Source organism: Sinorhizobium sp. FG01 (assembly GCF_002531875.1).
In the GTDB taxonomy this organism is placed as follows: Bacteria; Pseudomonadota; Alphaproteobacteria; order Rhizobiales; family Rhizobiaceae; genus Sinorhizobium; species Sinorhizobium fredii_C.
Genome location: NZ_NWTB01000003.1, coordinates 235,339 through 259,016, shown reverse-complemented (window position 1 = coordinate 259,016; position 23,678 = coordinate 235,339). Strand labels below are relative to the sequence as shown.

Annotated in this window: 18 protein-coding genes; 10 read left to right on the top strand and 8 right to left on the bottom strand. The window is 63.3% G+C overall.

Annotated elements, in window-relative coordinates:
- Nucleotides 1-249: 249 nt before the first annotated feature.
- The 3 genes from petA to CO656_RS03920 are packed head-to-tail and all read left to right on the top strand — an operon-like array spanning nt 250 to nt 3,028.
- Nucleotides 250-828 (top strand): ubiquinol-cytochrome c reductase iron-sulfur subunit, encoded by a 579-nt coding sequence (gene petA / locus CO656_RS03930; protein WP_037424367.1) that lies wholly within the window; start codon nt 250-252, stop codon nt 826-828.
- A gap of 14 nt (nt 829-842) precedes the next feature.
- On the top strand, nt 843-2,123 hold the full coding sequence (locus CO656_RS03925; RefSeq protein WP_097524866.1) for a cytochrome b N-terminal domain-containing protein: 1,281 nt from the start codon (nt 843-845) through the stop codon (nt 2,121-2,123).
- 32 nt (nt 2,124-2,155) lie between these two features.
- Nucleotides 2,156-3,028: a cytochrome c1 gene (locus CO656_RS03920; RefSeq protein ID WP_037424369.1), complete on the top strand. Its 873-nt coding sequence runs from the start codon at nt 2,156-2,158 to the stop codon at nt 3,026-3,028.
- A gap of 163 nt (nt 3,029-3,191) precedes the next feature.
- On the opposite strand, the gene CO656_RS03915 is transcribed toward CO656_RS03920, so the two are convergent.
- Nucleotides 3,192-3,614 (bottom strand): VOC family protein, encoded by a 423-nt coding sequence (locus CO656_RS03915; RefSeq protein WP_037424372.1) that lies wholly within the window; start codon nt 3,612-3,614, stop codon nt 3,192-3,194.
- A gap of 236 nt (nt 3,615-3,850) precedes the next feature.
- On the bottom strand, nt 3,851-10,288 hold the full coding sequence (locus tag CO656_RS03910; RefSeq protein WP_097524865.1) for a kinesin: 6,438 nt from the start codon (nt 10,286-10,288) through the stop codon (nt 3,851-3,853).
- Nucleotides 10,289-10,813: 525 nt separating this feature from the next.
- On the opposite strand from CO656_RS03910, the gene CO656_RS03905 reads away from it, so the two are divergent.
- Complete coding sequence (locus CO656_RS03905; protein ID WP_097524864.1) at nt 10,814-11,182, top strand: Hpt domain-containing protein; 369 nt, start codon at nt 10,814-10,816, stop codon at nt 11,180-11,182.
- A gap of 195 nt (nt 11,183-11,377) precedes the next feature.
- A complete protein-coding gene (locus CO656_RS03900) occupies nt 11,378-11,698 on the top strand; it encodes a 2Fe-2S iron-sulfur cluster-binding protein (RefSeq protein ID WP_037424381.1) in 321 nt (106 codons plus the stop codon).
- Nucleotides 11,699-12,191: 493 nt separating this feature from the next.
- On the opposite strand, the gene CO656_RS03895 is transcribed toward CO656_RS03900, so the two are convergent.
- Nucleotides 12,192-12,821: a DUF922 domain-containing Zn-dependent protease gene (locus CO656_RS03895; RefSeq protein WP_037424383.1), complete on the bottom strand. Its 630-nt coding sequence runs from the start codon at nt 12,819-12,821 to the stop codon at nt 12,192-12,194.
- Between the two features lie 201 nt (nt 12,822-13,022).
- Between CO656_RS03895 and folP the strand changes: the two genes are divergently transcribed.
- The 3 genes from folP to folK are packed head-to-tail and all read left to right on the top strand — an operon-like array spanning nt 13,023 to nt 14,771.
- Nucleotides 13,023-13,892 (top strand): dihydropteroate synthase, encoded by an 870-nt coding sequence (gene folP / locus CO656_RS03890; RefSeq protein ID WP_097524863.1) that lies wholly within the window; start codon nt 13,023-13,025, stop codon nt 13,890-13,892.
- Complete coding sequence (gene folB, locus CO656_RS03885) at nt 13,889-14,260, top strand: dihydroneopterin aldolase (RefSeq protein WP_037424388.1); 372 nt, start codon at nt 13,889-13,891, stop codon at nt 14,258-14,260. The genes folP and folB overlap by 4 nt, the downstream gene beginning before the upstream one ends.
- Nucleotides 14,247-14,771 carry a 2-amino-4-hydroxy-6-hydroxymethyldihydropteridine diphosphokinase gene (folK, locus tag CO656_RS03880; protein WP_037424391.1) on the top strand — a complete coding sequence of 175 codons (525 nt, stop codon included), beginning with the start codon at nt 14,247-14,249 and terminating at the stop codon, nt 14,769-14,771. Before folB ends, folK begins: the two co-directional genes overlap by 14 nt.
- 72 nt (nt 14,772-14,843) lie before the next feature.
- Here folK and CO656_RS03875 read toward each other — a convergent pair whose 3' ends face one another.
- The 4 genes from CO656_RS03875 to CO656_RS03860 form a co-directional block, all read right to left on the bottom strand.
- Nucleotides 14,844-15,395, bottom strand: coding sequence for a hypothetical protein (locus CO656_RS03875; RefSeq protein WP_037424393.1), 552 nt, complete (start codon nt 15,393-15,395; stop codon nt 14,844-14,846).
- Between the two features lie 95 nt (nt 15,396-15,490).
- Entirely contained in the window at nt 15,491-16,570 is a 1,080-nt protein-coding gene (locus tag CO656_RS03870) for a TIGR01620 family protein (protein ID WP_037424396.1), read from the bottom strand.
- Nucleotides 16,567-18,054: a YcjX family protein gene (locus CO656_RS03865; protein WP_097525055.1), complete on the bottom strand. Its 1,488-nt coding sequence runs from the start codon at nt 18,052-18,054 to the stop codon at nt 16,567-16,569. The genes CO656_RS03870 and CO656_RS03865 overlap by 4 nt, the downstream gene beginning before the upstream one ends.
- Nucleotides 18,055-18,192: 138 nt before the next feature.
- Nucleotides 18,193-18,726 (bottom strand): histidine phosphatase family protein, encoded by a 534-nt coding sequence (locus tag CO656_RS03860; protein ID WP_097525054.1) that lies wholly within the window; start codon nt 18,724-18,726, stop codon nt 18,193-18,195.
- Between the two features lie 414 nt (nt 18,727-19,140).
- On the opposite strand from CO656_RS03860, the gene dksA reads away from it, so the two are divergent.
- Nucleotides 19,141-19,560 (top strand): RNA polymerase-binding protein DksA, encoded by a 420-nt coding sequence (dksA, locus tag CO656_RS03855; protein ID WP_012708186.1) that lies wholly within the window; start codon nt 19,141-19,143, stop codon nt 19,558-19,560.
- 91 nt (nt 19,561-19,651) lie between these two features.
- Here the strand turns inward: dksA and CO656_RS03850 are convergent, their stop codons facing one another.
- Complete coding sequence (locus CO656_RS03850) at nt 19,652-20,683, bottom strand: flagellar biosynthetic protein FliO (RefSeq protein WP_097524862.1); 1,032 nt, start codon at nt 20,681-20,683, stop codon at nt 19,652-19,654.
- A gap of 362 nt (nt 20,684-21,045) precedes the next feature.
- On the opposite strand from CO656_RS03850, the gene CO656_RS03845 reads away from it, so the two are divergent.
- The gene (locus CO656_RS03845; RefSeq protein ID WP_097524861.1) at nt 21,046-23,658 is read left to right on the top strand and encodes a PAS domain-containing sensor histidine kinase; all 2,613 of its coding nucleotides are present in this window, start codon (nt 21,046-21,048) and stop codon (nt 23,656-23,658) included.
- The last annotated feature ends 20 nt before the right edge of the window (nt 23,659-23,678 follow it).

Below are 23,678 nucleotides of genomic sequence, written 5' to 3'. Positions count from 1 at the left end.
CGACAATCTGCCCACCTCCTCCTGTGAAGGCTGGACATAATTCGCGATCGAGCATAGAACGCGCCGGATTGGTGGGGATTCTGCGTGCAGGATTCTCCGGATTCTGGCATCCGTACCGAGACTTGCCGTGGCAAGCCGTGCAGGGGGCCAGCAAGAGGATAGGGTGCGCTCCGAGACCTGGGAAAAGGGACCGAAACGCGCCGGGGGCGGATGCGGTTTCCGCACATTGCGTGAGAGGATGGTTTAGCCGTGAGCGAACACGACACTTCAAGCGAGACCTTGGGCGAGCCCACTCGCCGCGATTTCCTGTATCTGGCAACGGGCATGGCCGGCGTTGTCGGCGCCGGCGCGGCGGCCTGGCCGTTCATCGATCAGATGCGCCCGGATGCATCGACGCTTGCGCTGGCTTCGATCGAGGTCGACGTTTCGAGCCTTCAGCCGGGGATGTCACTGACGGCGAAGTGGCGCGGCAAGCCGGTCTTCATCCGCAACCGCACCGACAAGGAAGTCGAGGATGCGAAGGCCGTGCCGCTCGAAGAGCTCAAGGACCCGGTCGCCCGCAACGCCAACCTCGCCACCGATGCGCAGGCGACCGATCTCGATCGCTCCGCCGGCGAGGGCAAGGAAAACTGGATCGTGATGATCGGCTCCTGCACCCATCTCGGCTGCGTGCCGCTCGGCCAGGCCGGTGATTTCGGCGGCTGGTTCTGTCCCTGCCACGGGTCGCACTACGATACGGCCGGCCGCATCCGCAAGGGCCCGGCACCGGAGAACCTCGCCGTGCCGACCTTCTCGTTCGTTTCCGACACAGTTATCAAGATCGGTTGAGGGGACTACTGATAATGAGTGCTGAACATTCAACCTACACGCCCACGACAGGCATAGAGAAGTGGGTTGATTCCCGTCTTCCGCTGCCGCGCCTCGTTCACGACTCGTTCGTCTCCTATCCGGTGCCGCGCAACCTGAACTACGCCTATACCTTCGGCGCGATGCTGTCGGTGATGCTGATCGTACAGATCCTGACGGGTATCGTGCTGGCGATGCACTATGCAGCCGAAACGAGCGTTGCGTTCAACTCGGTCGAAAAGATCATGCGCGACGTCAACCATGGCTGGCTGCTGCGCTATCTGCACGCCAACGGCGCATCCTTCTTCTTCATCGCGGTCTACCTGCACATCGCCCGTGGCCTTTATTACGGCTCTTACAAGGCGCCGCGCGAGATCCTTTGGATACTCGGCGTCGTCATCTATCTCCTGATGATGGCGACCGGCTTCATGGGCTATGTTCTGCCCTGGGGTCAGATGTCCTTCTGGGGCGCAACGGTTATCACCGGCTTCTTCTCGGCCTTCCCGCTGGTGGGTGAGTGGATTCAGCAGTTCCTGCTTGGCGGCTTTGCCGTCGACCAGCCGACGCTGAACCGCTTCTTCTCGCTGCACTACCTGCTGCCCTTCATGATCGCCGGCGTCGTCGTCCTGCACATCTGGGCCCTGCACGTCACCGGCCAGACGAACCCGACCGGCGTCGAAGTGAAGTCGAAGACCGATACCGTGGCCTTCACGCCCTATGCGACGCTCAAGGATGCACTCGGCGTTTCGATCTTCCTCATCGTCTATGCCTGGTTCGTCTTCTACATGCCGAACTATCTCGGCCATCCGGACAACTACATCCCGGCCGACGCGCTGAAGACCCCGGCTCACATCGTTCCGGAATGGTACTACCTGCCGTTCTACGCGATGCTGCGCGCCATCACCTTCAATATCGGCCCGATCGACTCCAAGCTCGGCGGCGTTCTGGTGATGTTCGGTTCGATCATCGTTCTGTTCTTCCTGCCCTGGCTCGACACGTCCAAGGTCCGTTCCGCCGTCTTCCGCCCCTGGTACAAGCTGTTCTTCTGGATCTTCGTCGCCAACGCCATCATGCTCGGCTGGCTCGGTTCCCGCCCGGCAGAAGGCCTCTACGTCGTCCTGTCGCAGCTCGGCACGCTGTACTACTTCGGTTTCTTCCTCGTCATCATGCCGCTCCTCGGCCTGATCGAAACGCCGAAGCGCATTCCGAACTCCATCACCGAGGCGGTGCTGGAGAAGCAGAATGCCAAGGCGCAGCCGAAAACCGCGCACGCCTGACCGGAACAGCGATTGATAAGGAACTCACAACAATGAAAAAGCTTGTTACAGGCATTCTGTCACTCGCTGTCGTCGCCGGTCTCGGTCTGGGCGCGGCTCTGGCCCAGGGCGAGGAAGCTGGCGGCGAGCATGCGGCAGGCGCGACGCCGCACTATCCGATCCACAAGCCGGTCCAGCAGGACTGGACCTTCGGCGGCCTCTTCGGCCATTACGACAAAGGGCAGCTGCAGCGCGGTCTCAAGGTCTATGCCGAAGTCTGTTCTGCCTGCCACTCGATGAGCCTCGTGCCCTTCCGCACCCTTGAAGACCTCGGCTATTCAGAAGCTCAGGTGAAGGCCTTCGCGGCGAACTACGAGGTGCAGGACGGCCCGAACGCCGACGGCGAGATGTTCACGCGCAAGGCCGTTCCCTCCGACTACTTCCCGTCGCCGTTCCCGAACAAGGAAGCCGCAGCGGCCGCCAATAACGGTGCCGCCCCGCCGGACTTCTCGCTGATCGCCAAGGCGCGCGGCGTCGAGCGCGGGTTCCCGCAATTCGTCTTCGACATCTTCTGGCCCTACCAGGAAGGCGGTCCGGACTATATCCACGCGCTGCTGACGGGTTACCAGGATCCGCCGGAAGGCGTCCAGGTGGCCGAAGGGACGCACTACAATCCGTACTTCGTGAGCGCCTCGGCGCTGGCGATGGCGAAGCCGCTCTCCGACGATCAGGTCACCTATGACGACGGTGCGCCGCAGACGGTGGACCAATATGCCAGGGACGTCTCGGCTTTCCTAATGTGGGCCGCAGAGCCGCATCTCGAAGACCGCAAGCGTACCGGCTTCATGGTCATGGTGTTCCTGCTGATCTTCACCGGCCTGATCTATCTGACGAAGAAGTCGGTCTACGCCAACAAGGAACATTGATCGGAGCTGGCATTGCCAGAGCGCGTCATTGAAAGGTCCCGGTGCAAACCGGGACCTTTTTGTATGGAGCCTTTCCCGCGGGGTGTCAGAGCCAGCAGCGCTGTCGGATTCGGCGGCTGCTCGTCGCCCTCATCCATGTGCTTACCATACTGATCGGGACGCTTCAGTCCTTGACCGTCCATTGCGGATTCCAGGCGATCTCCCACAAATGTCCGTCCGGATCATGGAAATAACCCGAGTAGCCGCCCCAGAAACGATCGGACGCTGGATCGGTGATGATGGCGCCGGCCTCCGCAGCCTGCTTCATGATGCTGTCGACCTCTTCTTTGGAATTGACGATATGGCCGATCGACACGGCGCCGAGACGCGCCTGCGTCACGCTGATCTTCGCATCCTTTGAAAGCGAAGACGCCGGATAGAGCGCCAGGATCAGGTCGTCACCCATATGGAAGAAGACGACAGCTCCGTCTTCGAACTCCTCACCGATGATCCCCTCGGTGGGCAGGCCCAGGCCGTCGCGATAGAAGGCGAGGGACCGTTCGAGATCGTTCACGGCAAGTGTCAGGACTTTGATTCGCGGCTTCATATCCGCCTCCTGTCTGCAGGCGCCGGAATTCCAACTGTCTCTTTACACGCTACGAGCTGGCGCCAGGATGCGATGCTGACAGATTACAGAAAATGGCCGGACTGTTCACGCTCACTGTAGAGAGCATCAGACCGGTCTGCCATGCTGCTCAGCGACCGGTCTGTGGTTTTCGCAAGAAAAAGGCCCCGCCTTGCGGCGGGGCCGTGATGATCTTCGGCATTAATTTCAGTTGAGCTTCAGCTGAAGCGGCCGGCGGCATGGGCGAGCATCGTATAGACCTTGCCGGTATCGGACGTCAGGTAGGTCTGGGTGATGCGCTTGTCCGGATCGTTGCGCGCCACATCGGCAAGCAGCTTTTCGAAGTCGGCGATGTAGCGGTCCACGGCGGTGCGGAACTCCGGCTCGCGATCATACTTGCGCTTGATCTCGTCGAAGGTCTGCTGCCCCTTCAGCGTATAGAGCCTGCGGGTGAAGACATCCCGCTCGCCGCGCTGGTAGCGGCGCCACAGCTCGACCGAGGCGTCGTGGTCGATCGCCCGGGCAATATCGACCGAGAGCGAGTTCAGCGATTCCACCACGTGACGCGGATTGCGGCTGTCTCCGGTGCGGGCCACGGGCTGGCTTTCGGCCGGCCGAGGACGCGCGGGCTGCGGCTCTTCCTCGCGGGAGGCGGCGCGCAGCAGATCCCGCATCCAGCCGCCACCTTCCTCGACGCGCTCTTCGGCGGCCGACGGACGGGCGGGCTGCAAGGGACGCGTGGCCTGCTCGAGACCCAGGCTGCCACGCAGCGCAGGGCTCGGCGCGGCAGGTTGCTGGACCGCCGGCTGTTGCTGGATTGCCGGTTGTTGCTGCACCACGGGCTGCGGCGGTGCGACGGGCGCCTGAGCAACGGGGGCGGGCGCAGCCAGCGCCGGCTGCTGGCGCACCGGCTGGGCGACCTCGAGATGCGTCGAAGACTTGCCGATGATTTCGGAGAGCTCCTGCAGCGCCTTGATCTGCTCGGCGACGGCACGCCGCATCACCGCGGCATTCTCCTTGGCCTCTTCCGGCAGGTCGAAAGCGCCGCGCTTCAACTCCTCGCGGGTCATGTCGAGTTCCTTGCGGATCTCGCCGGCGGAGCGGCGGATGTCGTCGGTCGCGCCGCTGAAGCGGCTGATCGCTTCGTCGATCGCCTGGCGGACGGCCTCGCGCAACTGCGTGGCAACGCCATCCGACTTCTTGCCGCTTTCCGCCAGCATCCGCTCAACATCGGAGACCGAAGCCCCGATGCTGCCGCGCAGGCGGGCAGCCGCCTCCTTGGCGCGCTGCTCGGCACTGGAAAAGGCACCTTCGAGCGCCTGGCTCGCTTCGTCGCCGGCCTTGGCGATGGCCTGGCGCAACGCCTCGGAGGCGCTGTGAGCACGGCCTTCGACCCCGGACAGCGCCTCGTTCGCGCCGGCGATTGAGGTTTCGACGCCGGTGCGCAGCGTCTGGGCGATCTGGCGCGACCGCTCTTCGGCGCGGGCGAACACGCCCTCCACGGAGGCGGCAGCCTCGCCGCCCGCCTCGGCGAGAGTGTTGCGCATGGCCTCGGCCGCTTCCGCGGCCCGTTGCTCGGTGCTCGACAGAAGCCGGCCGACATCGGCAAAGGACGACTGGACGCCGTTGCGAAGGTTGCCGGCGACCTGACCGGAGCGCTCCTCGGCGCGCTGGAAGGCACCGTCGACGAAGCCCTCGAGCGCGCGCATGGTGCGCTCGATCTCCTCCGAACGCTGGACAAGACCGACGGAGAGCGTGCGCAGGGCGTCCTGGCGCTCCTCGAGCGTGCTGACCAGGTTCGACTGGGCTGCGGCCAGCAGATTGGACGCCTGGCCGAGCACCTTGGAGTGATCCTCGAAGCGGCCGACGATGCCGCCGATCTGCGAGAGCGTCGATGAGGCGATATCCGAGAGCTTGTCGACGCGACCTTCGATGAGGCGGGTGGAACTGGACAACATGTCGGATGCATGCCGTGTGGATTCCGAAACCTTCGCTGCGGCTGCCTCCAGGCGCTGGTCCATGTCCCCGAGGCTGCCGTTAGCCTGCTCGATGACCGATGCGATGGCGGAATTGTTGGTCGCGAGCTGGTCGATCAGCCCCATGGCCGTCGATTGGAGGCGGTTCTCGACCATCTTCATCGCCTTGGCGGTTTCTTCCGCCCGCAGCGAGATCGCCTCGAGCGTTTCGCTTGTCCGCTCCGTAATGGCATCGACGAGGGCGGCGTTCTCCGCTCGCAGCCGGTCGGCGCTCTCCTGGGTGAGGGCGGCGATGCGCGCGGCGGCTTCCTTGCCCGTTGCCGCGTATTGCTCGATGACCGGACGCGCTTGCTCGTCTAGGAGACGGGTGAGTTCGAGCGAGCGGCCGGCGAGCATGGAATTCAGTTCGCGGGTGCTGTCGTCGAGTGTGCTGCGGATCGACTGGCCGCGTGCATCAAGCGCCTTTTCCGCGTCCGTCAGGCTCTGCTGGATGCTCGCCGTATGGCTGGCGATCTGATCCGTGGTCGAGGCGAGCCGTGCCGAGGCGGATTCGGCGGCCTCCGTGACCGACCGGGCAAGTTCGGCATGGCGTGTCGCCGTCGCCGAGGCGGTCGATTCGATTGAATTGGCGAATTCGGCGTTGCGGGCAGCCAAGGCGCTGGCGAAATCAGCACCGGCCTTGGAGAGCAGCTCTGCCGAGCGTGCAGCTTCCGCGTCGATCTCCTGGGCAGCATCGCTGACGGCGCCACGCAGGCTCGTGACGAGCGCTGCCGCCTTGCCTTCGATCGTGCGGTTGACGTTTTCGAGACCTATGGTGAGGGCACGGTCCATCGTCCCGAGGCGCTCCTCGATGCGGCCTGCACCAGCCTCCATCGCGGAGGCGATCCGGCCGGTCCCATCGTCCATGGCGGAGGTGATCCGGGCTGCCGCGGTCTCGCTGATCCGGTCGATTTCGCCGGCGCGCCCCGCAAGGCTTTCCGTGATCCGCTGTCCGGCAGCGTCGACGATGGCGTTCACGCTGCCGACGCTGTCGCGGATGCGATTTTCGAGGGAACCAAGCGTCGTTTCGATGCGGCCGCCCGTATCGCCGACAATGCTGCTGACGGTGTCGACGCTGTCGCGAATGCGATTTTCGAGGGAGCCGAGCGTCGATTCAATGCGGCCGCCCGTGTCGTCGACGACGGCGCTGACGGTGCTGACGCTGTCGCGGACACGATCTTCGAGAGAGCCGAGCGTCATATCGATGCGGCCGCCGGTGTCGTCGACAATCGCGCTGACATTGCTGACGCCGCCGCGAATGCGGTCTTCGAGCGACGCGAAGCGCGATTCGATCCTTGTGCCGGTTTCGTCGAGACGGCTGTTGATGCCGTTGAGCGAAATGTCGACGCGGTTTGTCAGAGTGTCGGCCGCGAGGCTGATCTGGTCTGCTGTCTCGGCGAGGCGCTCGGCAATGTTGCCGGTCGTCGAGCGCATGCGCGCATCGAGCGCTTCGGTGCCGCGATTGATCGCGCCGGCGATCGAGTTCTGCCGCTCTTCCAGCGACATTTCGAGCATGCTGGCGCTCGTCGCCAGCGTCGTCGCGATGCCCATCGACTGGTCGGTCAGCAGCTCTTCCAACCGTTCGCGGCCCTGGCCGACGGCGAGGTTGATCCTGTCGACCTGCTCGTCGAGGGTGGAGCGCAGCTGTGCGGTCTTGCCGGAGAGCGCCTGGTCGATCTCGGCCGCCTTGCCGGCAAGCGACGCGGTCGCTTCCGACGTCCGGGCGGAGAGCGCTTCGGCGCCGCGCTCAAGCGCGGCGGCGATCGCGGCTTGCCGCTCCTCGAGCGACATTTCGAGCATGCTGGCGCTCGTCGCCAGCGTCGTCGCCATCGCCATTGACTGGTCGGACAGCAACTCTTCCAGCTGTTCGCGGCCCTGGCCGACGGCGAGGTCGATCGCCTTGATGCGACCGTCGAGCGTCGCGCGGATCTGCTCGTGCGTCGTCGTCAGCGTCTCGCGCAGATGGTCGGCCCTGCCGGAGAGCGTCTGCTCTATCTCCGCCGCCCTGCCGGCAAGCGAGGCCGTTGCTTCCGTGGTGCGGGCAGTAAGCGCCTCGGCGATCTCGGCGCTGGTTCCCGCCAGCGAGTCGGAAATCTTGCCGACGCGGCTGCTGAGATCCTCGGCGATCCGTGCACTCGTATCGGTGAGCGTATCGGCGATCTGGCTTACGCGGCCGCCAAGATTTTCCGCGACTTCGGAGACGCTCTGCGAAAGCTTGGTCTCGATCTCGCCGACCCGGTCGGTCATCGTTTCGGCGACAGCCATCGCGCGGAAGGTCAGGTTGTCGGCGACGTCTTCGGCATGGCGGCTGAGCGTGTCGGCCATCTCGGTCGCGCGTGTCGACATGGTCGTGTTGATTTGCGCGGCGCGCTCGGAGAGTACCCCGTCGAGGGCGGCCGTTTGGCTGGCGAGCGTGTCGGCGATCGCCTGGCTGCGCTCCGACAGCACCCCTTCCAGCGTTGTCGTCTGACTGGTGAGGGCTGCGGAGATCGTCTGGCCACGTTCAGAGAGAACGCGCTCCAGCCGGTCAGCGGTGCCGCCGACCGCGTCCTCGAGCGCGCTAGCGCCGGAGGTGAGCGCGGCTGAAAGCGCGGCAGTGCGCTCCGAAAGCGTGTTGTCCAGCCGATGCTGGCTCGCGGCAATCGCGCTGGTGATCTCGTCGGTGGAGCCCATGAGCGTCTGCTCGATGCGCGTATGGGCAGATTGCAGGCCGTCGATGAAGGCCGACGTCCGGGAATCAAGACCTTCCGTCAGGCGCTGCTCGCTTGTCGTCAGCGCGTTGGCGAGGGCATCGGCACGCTGGCCGAAGCCGCCTTCGATCCGCTCCTGTGCCTGCGTCAGAGCGCCCATCAGCGAACTGGTCTTATCGGAGAGCACGCCCTCGATGCGGCTGTGCGCATCGCCGATGAGGTTGCTGAGCTCCGATGTGCGGCTGCCGATCGTCTCTTCGATGAAGTCCTGCGTTGCGCCAAGTGCGGTGGCGAGCGTCAGCGACTGATCGGAAAGCGCCGAACTGATCTTCTCGACGCTGCTGTCCAGGGCAGTGCCGATCGCATCCGAGCCGCCGGACACGGTTTCGTTGATTCTGTGCAGGCTCTCCATCAACTTGCTATCGAGCAGGCCCGCCCGCTTGTCGAAGGCGCTGGCGAATTCGTGGAAGCGTTCGTCGAAGGCGGTGGCGAGGTGCCCGACGGTCGTCTGCAGCTTCTCTTCGAAGAAGCCGCCGCGGAGGTCCAGATCCATGATCGCGTCGTCGGCGCTCGTCTTGAGGCTCTGGCGGAAACTCGCGCCCTTCTCGTCGAGGGCCGCATTGAGCGACGAAAGCATGTCCTCTAGGCCGCCGGCAATCGCCTGCTGGCCGACATTCAAGCTTTCGTTGAGGTCGCGGGTCCGCGCGATCAGAGTCTCGTTGAGCTGGCGGGCGCGCTCGTTGAGGGCGTTGTTCAGCTTTTCGGTATTCGCATCCAGCGTCGACGCACGGGTTTCGAACTGGCTCAGCAATTGTTCGCCGCGCTTTGTCAGATTCTCGCTAAGCGCATCGAGGCGAACATCGAACTCCTTGCTGAGCGTCACTCCGGCATTCGTCAGGCCGGAAAGCAGCGCCTCCGTGCGGGTATCCAGCATGCTGCCGAGGCTTTGCAGTGCATGGTCAGATTTTTCGCTGAGGGCTGCGGCCCGCGTATCGATCAGCGATGCAAAGGCTTCGCCGGACAGGGCGATACGAGAGGCAATATCTTCGCTCGCGAGTTCCAGGTCGTCTTTCAGCTTGCCGTGCGCGCCGGCTATCGCGGAGCGGATCCGCTCGGAATGGCCGACAATGGCTTCGCGCTCCAGCCCCAGTTCCTGGACGAGGGTGCGAACGCGCAGTTCGTTTTCGCTGTAGCTGCGCTCGAGCGCGCTCACTTCCGAATGGACGAGCGCCTCCAGTTCGGTGGCCCGCGCAATGGTGCGCTCGATGCCCTCGTTCATCGCCGACACTTCGCGGCGGACCGCCTGGCCGACGGCCATGACGCGGTCGGCCGCCGCGGTTTCCGGTTCGGCCAGCCGCAGGGCGACCTCGGCCATCGAGCGGGCCGCATTGCGCAGCTCCTGAGCACGCGCAATCATGATCGCGAAGGAGAAGAAGAGCATGACCGGCAAGGCAATGCCGATCAGGATGCCGATCGCACCGGGCGTGGCTGCGAGATCGCCGAGAGAGCGTATCTGCCAGATCTGCGGCGCATAGAGGAGGTGGCCGATCGCTACCCCGGCAAGCGCCCACACCAGCGAGATCAGCGCCGCGACACGGATCGCCGCACGGCTGGATCGGACTTCGAGGGAGCGGAGCATTGCCGCGGGCGATCTGCGGGTATCGTCATTGGCCGGGGAAAGCGCCGGCTGTTTCGGAGCGGGCTCCGGCGCAAGATTGCGAGGCGCCTCGCTCGTCCGGGCCCTCTGTGCTTCCGGTTGGTCCTTCCCGGTGCGCTTATGTTCGGACGCGGCAGCCTTCCTGCTGGGCTCGGACACCTTTTCCTCCGGATCATCCAAGGAATTCTTGTCGTTCAAGGCCGACTTCAGGTCGTCAAAATCGATCTTCAGGGCAGCTTCCAGAGCCTGGAAGGCCTTTTCGTCGATCGACTCGTTGCTCTTCTTCGTCGCCATAGGGATACGCCTCACTACTATTGCCCGCTCATGGCCGCCTAATTTGGACCGGTTCGGACCAATAGACTCCCTCAACCAGGGCGGTGACCCGCAAGCTACGCGCAAGACATCTGCGCCATACGCCCACTGGTCACCATTGCATCGCCTCGATGGAATAACCGCAGCTCGCGTCTCAGGACACGGGGCGCGCAGCTTATCCACCAGAACAGTTGCCACTTTCGTATGCAGACCTGTTCCTAATCGTATCGTAGTGACACATTAGCCCGGTTCTTACAATTAAGCGCAATCCGCATTCGCTAGAATCCTAATGAATTGTTAACGGGCCGCCGGTGCCGCGGTGCGAAAAGTCAAGAGAATCAGCCCGTTTAGCAATCGTTAACCATGCCGACGGATTTCCGCGCCCAGCGCCATGACATTAAGCCGATGGCAGCGCAGCTGCCGGATGATCAATGTCTGAAAACGGTGCGGTCGCCCGATGCATTGTCAAATAGGACGTGATGCATCGTCAATTAAGGAAATCGGCTCATGTCGGCGCTCAAGATCGCTTTCGAAACCCCCGACAATCCGGCAAACGCGTCGCCTTGCGGAAAGCCGCCGATCGATTTTGTCCACCTGTCCGGCCAGACGATGGGGGACAAGAGCCTCGAAATCGAGGTGCTTCAGCTTTTTGCCCGCCAGGCCCGGCAGACGATGGCCGAGATCAACGACGCGGATGCCGATGCATGCGGCCAGTCGGCGCATCGACTGAAGGGGGCGGCACTCGCGGTCGGAGCAACGCGCGTGGCTCGTGCCGCCGCCGCCATAGAGCAGCGGCCCGCCGACTGGACCCTACGCGCCCCACTCGGGGCAGCCGTGCTCGAAGCCGAGCTTTTCATCCTCAAGCTGTGCCGCTGATCCGCGCCGGCCCGACAACCTTTTTCAAGGCGCGATCATTGCCGGATTTGCGGGGACGTCCGCGACCAGGCATCGGCTCATGTTGACTGGCCGGTCGATTTGTTGGAAGAAACTGCCCTGAATTCAGGCCGGCCGCGCCTGCCGCGGCGGCTGGCGCTCGCGGGCGGATCCCATCTATTCATTCCGGAAAGAGAAATGACAAAACTTACGATCGTAGCCTTTGACGGCACGCGCCACGACCTCGATGTCGAAAACGGCTCCACGGTCATGGAGAATGCGGTGCGCAATTCCGTGCCCGGCATCGAGGCCGAGTGCGGGGGCGCCTGTGCCTGCGCAACCTGTCATGTCTATGTTGACGACGCCTGGGCGGCGGCCGTCGGCGCTCCGGAAGCGATGGAAGAAGACATGCTGGATTTCGCCTATGACGTGAGGCCGACCTCTCGGCTCTCCTGTCAGATCAAGATGAGCGAGGCGCTTGACGGACTGGTCGTGCACGTGCCCGAGCGCCAGGCCTAATCCCTTCCTTCCTTCAAGAAGGCACTAAAAACTTCCTTCAAGAAGGCACTAAAAAAATGCCTCGCTGGTCATGGCGACGAGCGAGGCAAGGGGGGCGTATCGCATACAGATGAGGGAGGGAGCACCTGCTGCACCGAGACACGCCAGGAGAACCTGTTTTGCCTCATCGCGCAGGTCTGTCTCAGTCACCCGGCAGCAATGAAGCGAACCCTATTCAGCACTTAATCAACGATCCAAATGCGACTTTTTACTGTCGATTGGAAAATAACCCGCCATACCGACGAACGGTTGAACTTCAGTTCCGCCACTCGTTTCATGGTATTAATATAGCTGAGTCGGTTATCGTCGGCTATCGTTAGAATCCACCAATAAAATACTGTGGGTTTTCGCCCTCGCCTGCATGAGGGAGTGCGGGCAAAATCACGCTGTTCTTTGGGGGTGACTTCGTCTGGTGAACGGCGCGAAGGTGGCGGTTTGACAGAGCCGAGATCGGCTAGCGCTCTGTCTTCTTCAGCGAATCCAGCCGGTATTGCAGCAGTCGGATCATCCGGCGATCGAAGTTCGCGGCTTCCGTGCGGTCAAAGCGCGCTTGGTCCTTGTCATGGCTTGCGATTTCTTCGGCACTCACCTCGGCCACCCGAGCCTGCATACGATCGCAGTCTGCCTCCGGCTTCAGTCCGAGAAAAGTCCGTTCCATGCGACGGGCATGATTGCGGGCGATCTCGGCATGGCGCTCTTCATGGCGCTTGATGTCGGCCGCGAGCGTATCCCAGACAAGGGCGAGATCGCGGCTCGCTTGGGGGCGGTACTTCCAGCGCGGCAAGATGATGCTCGTGTTGAGCGTCACGCGCGCCGTGCCGACTGCACAGCGCCCGCCGCGGCTGACATAGGTTATCGTGCCGCCGAATTTGATTCGCGTGGCGCCGGGGTGGCGCGTGCCGGTGTTCTTCATCAGCGGGCCGCTGGCGGCGAGGGCCTTGTCGAGTTCTGCCGCCGTACGCCCGCCGATCGAGAAATAGGTGACGGTTTTGCTGATCAAGGTCTCACCCGAGGCGTGGCCAATCGGAAGGCCAACGAGAAATGCGATCAGGGCGGCTCTCAGCGGATTGCGAACTCGGAACATTGGTCGGCACTCGTGGATTGAAGTTGGCGCAAGCTTGGGGCATAGCCGGGGCCAGCGCAACATAAAATCGGCGCATTCCGAAGTCGACAAATAGCCAACCACGTGAAAGAATCGTGCTAACCCTTTGCTTTCAAAGGCGCGCGCTCTTCCGCATTGCCGACCCGGGATGGCGCTCCTCAAGCCGCGGACCGGGCAAAGACAATGACCTACGATCCATTCCAAAAATCTCGCTGGCCGTTGGCGCACGGGCGCAGCCTCGAAGTGGGGCCGCGCGGTGTTCTGATGGCGATCATCAATGTGACGCCGGATTCCTTCTCCGATGGCGGCCGCTTTGCAGACGCCACCGTTGCTGTCGCCGCGGCGATGCGCGCCCTCGAGGAAGGCGCGGCGATCCTCGACATCGGTGGCGAGTCGACCCGCCCCGATGCGGATCCGGTCGATGCGGGCGAGGAGCAGGCACGTATTTTGCCGGTCATCGAGGCACTGGCGGGTCGGACCGATGCAATCATCTCGGTCGACACCTATCGCGCCGAAACGGCGCGCCTGGCCATCGAAGCCGGCGCTCATATCGTCAACGACGTGCACGGTCTGCAGCGAGAACCCGCAATCGCGCAAGTTGCCGCGGAGACGGGCGCCGGGCTTTGCATCATGCATACCGGGCGCGATCGGCAGAAGCTCGGCGACGTCATCGAGGATCAATTCCGATTTCTGAACCGTTCGCTGGAGATAGCCTCCGAGGCAAGCGTCGCACGCGAACGAATCATCCTCGACCCCGGTTATGGCTTCGCGAAGGGAGCGGATGAGAATTTGGAGCTGATGGCGCGATTTGCGGAATTGCATCGGTTCGGCCTGCCATTCCTGGTCGGCACATCGCGCAAGCGCTTCATCGGCGCCGTTACCGGTCGCGATGCGAAAGACCGCGACGTCGGTACAGCGGCGACGACCGCGCTCCTCAGAATTGCCGGGGCGGCGATCTTTCGGGTGCATGATGTCGCAATCAACAGGGATGCACTGGCGATGGCGGATGCTATGCTCGACGCAAAGAACAGCCGACGGGACATGAAGCCATGACTGCGACCTACATCATTACCCTGAAAAACTGCGCCTTCTTTGCGCGCCATGGCGTGCTTGACGAGGAGGAGTTTCTCGGCCAGCGCTTCTTCGTGGATGCTGAACTCGAGGTTGAGCAGGGCACGGCGCTGGCCGAAGACTGCATCGACGACACCGTGCATTACGGAATCGCCTTTGCCGAGATCGAAAGGATTGTGACGGGGCGCAGGCGCTACCTGATCGAGGCTCTCGCTCTCGAAGTCGCCAAGACATTGTGTGCGCGGTTCCAGCAGATACGGCGGGCCAAAGTTTCCATTCGCAAGCCCAATGCGCCGGTCCCGGGCGTCCTGGACTACGTCGAGGTCACGGTCGAGCATGTCGCCGAATAGCAGGTGGCGGTACGCTACGCTGGGGCTGGGTGGCAATATCGGCGATCCGTGCCGCGCGATGGCCGATGCGTTGCGGGCGCTCGATGAGCGACCGGACTGCCAGGTCACGGCAGTGTCGCGGCTCTACCGGACCCCGCCCTGGGGCAAGACGGACCAGGACTGGTTCTTCAATGCTTGCGCGGCGGTAGAAACGACTCTCGATCCAGAGGCCCTGCTTGAAATTTGTCTCGAGATCGAGCGTGTGATGAAGCGGGTCCGCAAGGAGCGCTGGGGCCCGCGGACCATCGATATCGATCTCCTGACCTTTGAAGGAGCGAATTTGGCCGGTGACCGGCTGCAATTGCCGCATCCGCGCATGACGGAGCGTGGTTTCGTGTTGATGCCTCTCGCCGACTTCGCGGCCGATCTGAACGTCGCCGGCAGAACGGTCGGCGAGTGGCTGACGGATGCAGATGTGACTGGAATAGAGGTGGCCGACGAAATGGCCGACTGGTGGCGGGTCCGCGATTGACGGCGAACCGATCCGCATCCGGGGGGGGGGCGGGCGCTCTCGGCCCGCCAGTGCTCGATCCGAACGATACAGCTATTTGATCGAGCCGACGGCGATATTGTCCATCTGCCTGTTGAGGCTGACGCCGATGACCGGCACCATCGTCTCCTCGACCTTGACGGAGATGGTGATGTTCATCGTTTCTGCGTCCTGCAGGCGGGCGATCATCGCACCATTCAATTTCTTGCGGTTGATTCCAACGACGACCTTGTCGCTGGCGACGTTGCCGGAAACGACGTCCAGACCCTTGCCGTCCGCGCCGTCGAGGAACTTTCCGGTGTAGCTGCCGCCCTTTTGGGTAATCATCGCCGACATTGGCTGCTTGAAAACGCCGACGCGGCAGAAGCCGTCGAGCTTGATGCCGGCCTCTCTGCCTGCGGTCGGCTCGCCTGTCAGATCGCAGGTGAACTTGGTGCCTTTGTATTTGCCGGCGACGATCTCGCCGGGGCCTTTCCATTGGCCGGCGACCTTTTCAAAGAAGGCCTTGTCCCGGGCGCCGGAAGACGCAGGCGTCGCAATGCCGGCAGTGGCTGCAAGCGCGATGGCGGCAACGCCGCGAACAATCAAAGAAGGGCGCGAGAACATGATCGATCCTTGATGGGTCAACGTCGAAATCTGGCAACCACATTTGCGCTAAAATGGTTAATGGACGGTTTCCGTGCCGCCTCCGCAAGCATGCATCAGGCGCCGTTCGCGCCTTCGGACTTCGAAGCGCCGGGCGTCAAATCCGCCAGAAAATCGCCAATGCCGGGGCGTTTCAAAGCGCGGAACGGCATCGGCCGACACAGGTCCATGGCAGCAATGCCGATACGCGCCGTCATCAGGCCGTTGATCACGCCTTCGCCGAGCCGCGCGGAGAGTTTGGAGGCCAGACCGTGGCCCAGGATCTGCTGGATCAAACTGTCGCCGGCGGCGATGGAGCCGGTGACCGCCAGATGGGCGATCACGTCGCGCATCAGCCGGATGAGCCCGAGCGTGCCGGGCCTGCCGCCGTAGAGCTCGGCCATCGCCCGAATCATCCGCGCCGACTCGTAGAGGACGTAACCGAGATCGACGAGGGCGCGGGGGCTGACGGCGGTGACGATCGAGACGCGTTTCGAGGCGGCCAGAATGATTCGGCGGGCGTCGCGGTCGAGCGGGGCAAGGAGCTCGCGCTCGGTCAGTTCGACAAGCTGCGGCGCGTCGATGATCTCGTCCTCGGATTCCGCAAGCCGCGCTCGGCCCTTGGCGGTTCGGGGATTGGCGGCAAGCAGATGGACCAGTCGCCCGAGCGTGGCTCGTGCGGCCTTGCTGTTGCCGAGCGCCGTTGCTTCGGCGACCTCGGATTTGAGTTTCTGGATCGCCGTCAGTTGCATCAAGCCGCCAAGTTCGCGGCCGACCACGACGAGGAAGGCGAGGGTACCGACGGCCACGGCAGCGATCGCCGTATAGCCGAGCCAATCGGCGCGCGAGAACAGATCGCGCACCAGGTGGTCGATCCACAGTCCCGCGGCGAGCGACAGGACAAGGGCAAATGCCGAGGCGGCGACCTTGCCGAAGGAGAACCGATGCCGGCGCGGCCGCGCCTCGGGCGGATCGAGCGCCTCGACTGCAGCGGTCGTGGCAATGAACGGGTCCTCTGCGTCGGGCGTCAACATGACCTTGTCGCTGAAACTTGCGGGTGTGCGCGCTGGCGTCTGCGTGCGCTGCGCCGTAGGCGTTTCGGATTCGATCGGGAAAACCGCAGGTTTACGGGGGCGATGCTTGGATTCGTCGCTCATGCCAGTCGATCTCCAAGCAGGAACTGCATGGCCCGGTCGAGCCGGATATGCGGCACGGAGAGTTTCAAGCCGCCGCGCGTCTCTTCGAGGTGGGGGGGACGGAAACGCACGAAATTCAGCTCCGGCATCGCATGGTCGGATCGGGGAGAGACGGGACTGCCGCCAATTTCCTGAAAAAGAACTTCGGGATTTTCCGGTAAATCACCAGGAAATATGGCTGTTTTTCTCTCTCCATCAAAGACGTCTCCATTGATCCGCTCACCAGCAATCGGCGTGCCGACAATGACGGGCAGGGCGTGTCCGTCATGATTGACCGTCGCCTCGCGCGTCGCCCGGACGGAGGCGAGCGCCATGACCTCCAGGCCGGCGCCGCTCATGCCGATGCGGTCCGCGGCACGGCCGACGAGCCGCGCGGCGATTCGCTCGAGCCGATCATGGCTCTCATGGTGAAGGTGATCGGCCTTCGTCGCGGCGATCAGCACCCGATCTATCCGGCGCGTGAGGAAGGCGGAGAGCCAGGAATTGGTGCCCGGCCGGAAGCAGGCAAGCACGTCGGCGAGCGCCTGTTCCAAGTCCCTCAAAGCCTCCGGGCCGCGATTGATCGCCTGCAGCGCGTCGACGAGCACGATCTGGCGGTCGAGCCGGGCAAAATGCTCGCGGAAGAACGGGCTCACCACATGCGTCTTATAGGCCTCGTACCGCCGCTCCATCATCGCCCAGAGCGAACCCTTGGGCGCCCGGCCTTCAGGCAGGTTCGGGAGCGGAGAGAAGGTGAGCGCGGGAGACCCTTCGAGGTCGCCGGGCATCAGGAAACGGCCGGGCGGCAGGGTGGAGAGCGAGTGGTCGTCCTCCTTGCACGCCTTCAGATACGCAGTGAAGCTTTCGGCGAGGCGGCGGGCGCTGCCTTCGTCGGCCGCGGTTTCAGCGCCGCTCGCTGAGGCGAGTGCCAGCCATTCGCGAGACAGTGCGGCGCGCGCGCCGATTCGCGCCCGCTTGACGGTCGTCGCGCTGAACTGCCGGAAATCGAGCGCGAGCAGGGGCAGATCCAGCAGCCACTCGCCCGGATAGTCGACGATATCGATCGACAAGCGCCCGGCGGAAAACATCCGGTTCCAGCCGCTGGCGCTTTCGTAATCGAGGGTGATGCGCAATTGCGAGATGGCCCTCGTTGAGTCCGGCCAGACCCGGTCACGCACGAGAGCGGCGATATGGTCCTCGTACTGAAAGCGCGGCACCGCATCGTCCGGCTGCGGCTCGAGCCTTACCTTGGACACCCGCCCCGAACGGACCGGTTCGAATAGCGGCAGGCGCCCGCCGTTCAGCAGGTTATGCACCAGCGAGGAGATGAAGACGGTCTTGCCTGCCCGTGACAGACCGGTCACGCCGAGCCGGAGGGACGGGCTGACGAGCCCGGCCGCGCGATCGGCGAGGTTGTCCAAGGCGATCAGGGCGCCGTCTTTGAAGCTGGTCACTAAGGACGCCAAATGTTTCCGCCCCTTGGGTTCGATCTTTCCATTGCTGCTGCCGATATCCCATCGGGTTACGGGCATCCACGTGTTTGGCGATATAGGAAGTGTTTCGGTCGGCGCAATGACGCACAGCTGTTTGGAAAGCGGCGAGGTCTATCGCCTGACGACTTCCTCGGGCTTCGGAAGCAGCAATGTCGAAAGCGTTGCAGCCGAGATGCGCCCGGCACTTGAGCGTGCCGAGAAATCGATGACCGCCAGCCCTGCAGGCGGATAGCCGTTCTCCAAGGCGGTTGCGGATTGCTGCTCGCCAAGGTAGCTGCGAAAAACGTCCTCGATCATGGGATTGTGTCCGACCACCATGAGACACGTCCTGTCCGTGTGAATCTCGATAAGGTCGGTGTAGACGGCTGCAGGTCCGGCATAGAGTTGGTCGACGTAGCGGATGTCAATGTCTTCGCCAAGCGCCCGGCGGAACGGTTCGGCGGTCTGGCGGCAGCGAACCGCGGTCGAGCACAGAACAAGATCCGGGCAAAGCCCATGATCGGCCGCACCTTGCGCAATCAACTCCGCCTCGGCATAGCCAGTCTCGTCCAGCGTGCGGTCGAAATCCCGTTGCCCGGGCAGCGCCCAGCCGGAGCGGGCGTGACGCAGGAGGATGAGGCGGAATGCCGGAGCACTGTCTTGCATATATCCATCCGAATCTGATGCCGCCGAAGTGCCGCGCATTGCATCTTTCGCGGATTATCGTCGCATCGCTAACTTGTCTCGCTGTCGGCGCAAAGATCAAGCCGTTCTCCACGGATTTCGCGCGGCAAGCACGGCAGCATTGACATGCCGCACCCCGCACACCAGATGTCGCAATTGGCAACGTAGTTGAGGCGCGACGCAGACACCACTCTAGGTGACGGCGCAGGCTTGCTGCCGAGCGCCGGCGGGAATATTATGGAGAGTGTTTCATGTGTAATTTTGATGAAATATTCGCCAGTTAGCCTGGAATGCAAGCATTGTTAAAATAAGCGTAGGTGTCCTCCGCGAGGCTTGAATCAAGCCCTTCATAGGTCTATACACCGCCGCAATGAGATGTTCTTCAGGAGAATCGCGTTGAGTGAGAAGATCGATCTTAGTACCTATGTCCTCTCCGAGGACGAGGATTTCATGAATGCCAACCATCGGGCATATTTTCGTGCAAAGCTGAATGCCTGGAAAAACGATATCCTTCGCGAAGCTCGTGAGACTCTGGACCATCTGGCTGAGGAGAGCGCCAATCATCCGGATCTCGCAGATCGAGCCTCCTCAGAAACAGACCGTGCGATCGAATTGCGCGCCCGGGATCGTCAGAGGAAGCTCATCGCCAAGATCGACGCCGCCTTGCAGCGCCTCGATGAAGGCACCTACGGCTATTGCGAGGAAACGGGTGAGCCGATCGGCTTGAAGCGCCTGGATGCCAGGCCGATTGCGACGCTTTCGATCGAAGCGCAGGAGCGTCACGAACGTCGCGAGAAGGTCTACCGCGACGAGTAAGCCCGAGCTTGGAGACTTACAAAAAAAACGGCGCGACATGGTCGCGCCGTTTTTTTGTCCGGTGGGAAAACAGGTATGTCTGCGCCGCAGTTCAGGGTTTGCGGCCAGCAGAGATATCAGCCAGCATGCGGCTCATCTCCTCCTCGATCGACTCTTCCTTGCGGCCTTCTTCCAGTGGCGGGCCGAGGATCGGTTCCTGGCGGGCGGCGGCCATTGGGCGGGCCTCCGGCTTGGGCGCCACCGTGGATGAGAGCCGCTGGAGATCACCGCTAATCTCCGCGTCGAGGAACCGTTCGAAGTCCGCCGCCTTGTCGACGGCGGCCGGCCTCTCCACCGCCGTCGGACTTTCGACCGCAACGGGTTCGGCCAGCCGGGGAATGGGCGGGATCTGGACGGGCCGCGGAGGCTCCCGCGTCGCCGCTATCGGCTGCGGAAATCGCTCTTCGCGCGACGAGGGTTGGGCCATAGGAACGATCCGCTCGCGCGCCGCCCTCAGCATGTCTTGGGGCGTTTGCGGGGCGGATACCGGGAGGATGGCAGGGGCGGGCGGCGAGGTCCTGACGACGGGTTCCGGCCGAGGCGGCGGTTCGACGGGCAGGGGACGTTGCTGCACGGTTTCCGAGGGCTTTGGCGCGGGCTCCGGCTCCCGCACGGGCACGGCCCGCGGCGGCTCATCCGACCCCGCCGGCCGCACCGGCTCTTGCTTTGCGGCTTCCGCAGGTGTCGACGCCGAAACGGGTTGAGGGGCTGGCGCCGCCTGCTCGGGCGCGACCGGGGACTTGGGGGCCGGCTGTTCCACCGTCGCGGCGACGGAAGCAGCTGCGGCCGCCCCGTCATCGGCCACGATGCGGCTCTCGATGACGATATCAGTTGGTCCGCCGATCATGATCAGATGCTCGACGTCGTCGCGGCGGACGAGCACGAGCCGGCGGCGCGTGTCGACGGCGGCGGCATCGAGCACGGCGAGCCGCGGCTGGCGGTTCTTGCCGCCCCGCACGAAGGGGGACGAGGGCCTGTTTCGCATGATCCAGAGCACCGCCACGAGGCACAGAAGGCCGACGGCGACGGCTCCGGCGGCGATGACGAATCGGCTACCGTTGTCCCCGACCAATGTTTCCATCATGGGCTGAACTCCTTTTCCGGTCGAATTGCAACATTTGACGGCTTTTTTCAGGCCGGGACAAGGTTGCGCCCGACATTCCCTGTGAATTGACCGCCGCGCTTCCGCCGAGACGCTTTCTGCTGTTATCTCTGATTGTTAAAGATGATTCCAGTTCGACGAAGCGGCTGCGGCACCCGGAGGTCGCGAGGCCTCGGCGAACGCCGGCGACTGCATAGGACCTTAAACCGGGCCGGTTTTGGGGATAAATTATGCGGCAATTCAAAGGATTACGGTAGCCCTTGAGCGTCCGCCGGATGCGCGGCACGTCAAGTCAGCGGGATACCGGTGTAGCGGCGGACGCTCCGCCAGCAGGTGAGGACCCGATGACGAAATTGCGGCAGTCAGGTGATTACCAGATGCCGGTCGTTGACCGGGGAGTCCGACCGGGTACCGTGTTCAGGATCATCGTGCTGGCGATCGTGCTGACCGCGTCCGCTGCCGCCTTCGTCGTCTTCAAGAACCAGCTCGAGAACGAAATCGTCCTCGGCATACTCGGCGTGCTGGCGATGGTCGGGATATTCTTCCTGGTTTCGTCGGTGATCGGCTTCATCGAGGTCATGCCTCAGTCGCGGCCGGATGAGCTGGCACGCGCCTTTCTCGATGCGCATGAGGACGGCACGGTGGTCACCGACCGCAAGGGACGCATCGTCTACGCGAACGCCGCTTACGGCGCCTTGACCGGTGCCAAAGGTGCTGCCGGCATCCAATCGCTGGAAACCATCCTGTCGCGCAACAGGGAGGCGACGGAGGCGGTCTATCGGCTGACCAACGGCCTGCGCGAAGGCAAGCAGGGGCACGAGGAATTCCGCCTCCTCAAACCTCTGGCGAATGGCGCAATGACCGGCTCAGGAGCGCATTGGTTTCGCCTGAAGGCGCGCGTGCTGCCCTTGGAGGATGCCAACAGCAACCCGCTCTATCTGTGGCAGATTGCCGACATCACGGCCGAGCGCGACGACCAGGAGCGCTTTTTCAAGGAACTGCAGAACGCCATCGACTATCTCGATCACGCTCCGGCCGGCTTTTTCTCGGCCGGGCGAAAGGGCGAAATCTTCTATATCAACGCCACGCTTGCCGATTGGCTCGGGATCGATCTCACCAAGTTCCAGCCGGGGGCGATCAGCATCGCCGATCTTGTCGCGGGCGAGGGGCTTACGCTCATCCAGTCGGTACAGGCCGAGCCCGGTCTCAAGAAGACCAAGGTCCTGGATCTCGACCTGCGCAAGGGGAATGGCCAAAGCCTGCCGGTAAGGCTGATCCACCGTGTTTCCTCGACGCGCGACGGTGCGCCGGGAGAGAGCCGGACGATCGTCATGTCCCGCGAGGGCGACGACAGCGATCAATCGGCATCGAACGCGGCGATGCGGTTCACGCGCTTCTTCAACAACACGCCGATGGCTATCGCTTCGGTGGACGGCGCCGGGCGGATCCTCAGAACCAACGCACCGTTCCTGAAGCTCTTCGCCGGCCTTGTCTCGCAGGACGACGTCGAGCGCGGCATAACGATCGACGCCGTCCTGAACGAAACCGAGCGAGGCCAACTCGAAGAAGCGCTCGCCGCGGCAAAGGACCGCCAGGGCGACATCGCGCCGATCGATTCGCTCCATCCGGCTGATGAAGGACGCCACTTCCGCTTCTACGTGAATGCCGTCATCGACCAGAGCGACCAGGCGCCCGAGGAGGCGGCGATCGTCTATGCGCTGGAGATCACCGAACAGAAGGCGCTCGAGAACCAGATGGCACAGACGCAGAAGATGAATGCGGTCGGAACGCTCGCCGGCGGCATCGCGCATGATTTCAACAACGTGCTGACGGCCATATTGCTTTCTGCCGACCACCTGCTGCTCTCGGCGCGGCCGGCCGACGCGACTTTCGCCGACCTGATGGAAATCAAGCGGAACGCCAACCGCGCCGCCGTCCTGGTGCGGCAATTGCTCGCCTTCTCGCGCAAGCAGACGATGCGGCCGACCGTCCTCAACCTCACCGACGTCATCGGCGACCTGCGCATGCTGGTCGACCGCATGACGGGCACGAATGTCAAGGTCGAGGTCGATTATGGCCGCGATCTTTGGCCGGTGAGGACCGATCTCGGCCAGTTCGAGCAGGTGCTGTTGAACCTCGCCGTCAATGCGCGCGACGCCATGCCTGAAGGCGGGACCATCACGTTGCGGACTCGAAACCTGCCGGCGAGCGAAGTCGCCGCACTCGGACGCCGCGAACTGCCGGAAGATGATTTCGTCACGGTGGAAGTCTCCGACCAGGGCACCGGGATTCCGGCGGAGATCATGGACAAGATCTTCGAGCCCTTCTTCACGACGAAGGAAGTCGGCAAGGGCACGGGCCTTGGTCTGTCAATGGTCTATGGGATCGTCAAGCAGTCGGGCGGCTACATCTATCCCGAGTCGGAAGTCGGCAAGGGCACGACATTCCGCATCCTGTTGCCGCGCCATGTGGAAATCGCCGAGGCGCGCGAGGAAGCCGCTCCGGGTGAGGCGAGTGCCGCCGGCCCATCGGCAAGGGAGGCAGCCACGGCGCCGGCTGCACAAGCGGAGCCTACCGACCTCACCGGCGATTCTGCCGTCGTGCTCCTCGTCGAGGACGAGGAGGCGGTCCGTCGCGGCGGCAAGCGGATGCTCGAAACCCGCGGCTATACGGTTCATGAGGCGGGATCGGGCGTCGAGGCGCTGGAGATCATGGACGAACTCGACGGCGCCGTCGATATCGTCGTTTCGGATGTGGTAATGCCCGAGATGGACGGCCCGACGCTGTTGCGCGAGTTGCGAAAAAAATACCCGAACCTCAAGTTCATTTTCGTCTCGGGCTATGCGGAAGATGCCTTTGCCCGCAACTTGCCGGCCGATGCCAAGTTCGGCTTCCTGCCGAAGCCGTTCTCGCTGAAGCAACTGGCAGTGGCGGTCCGGGAAATGCTGGATTCCTGAGAGGATGGCCGACGCCTATG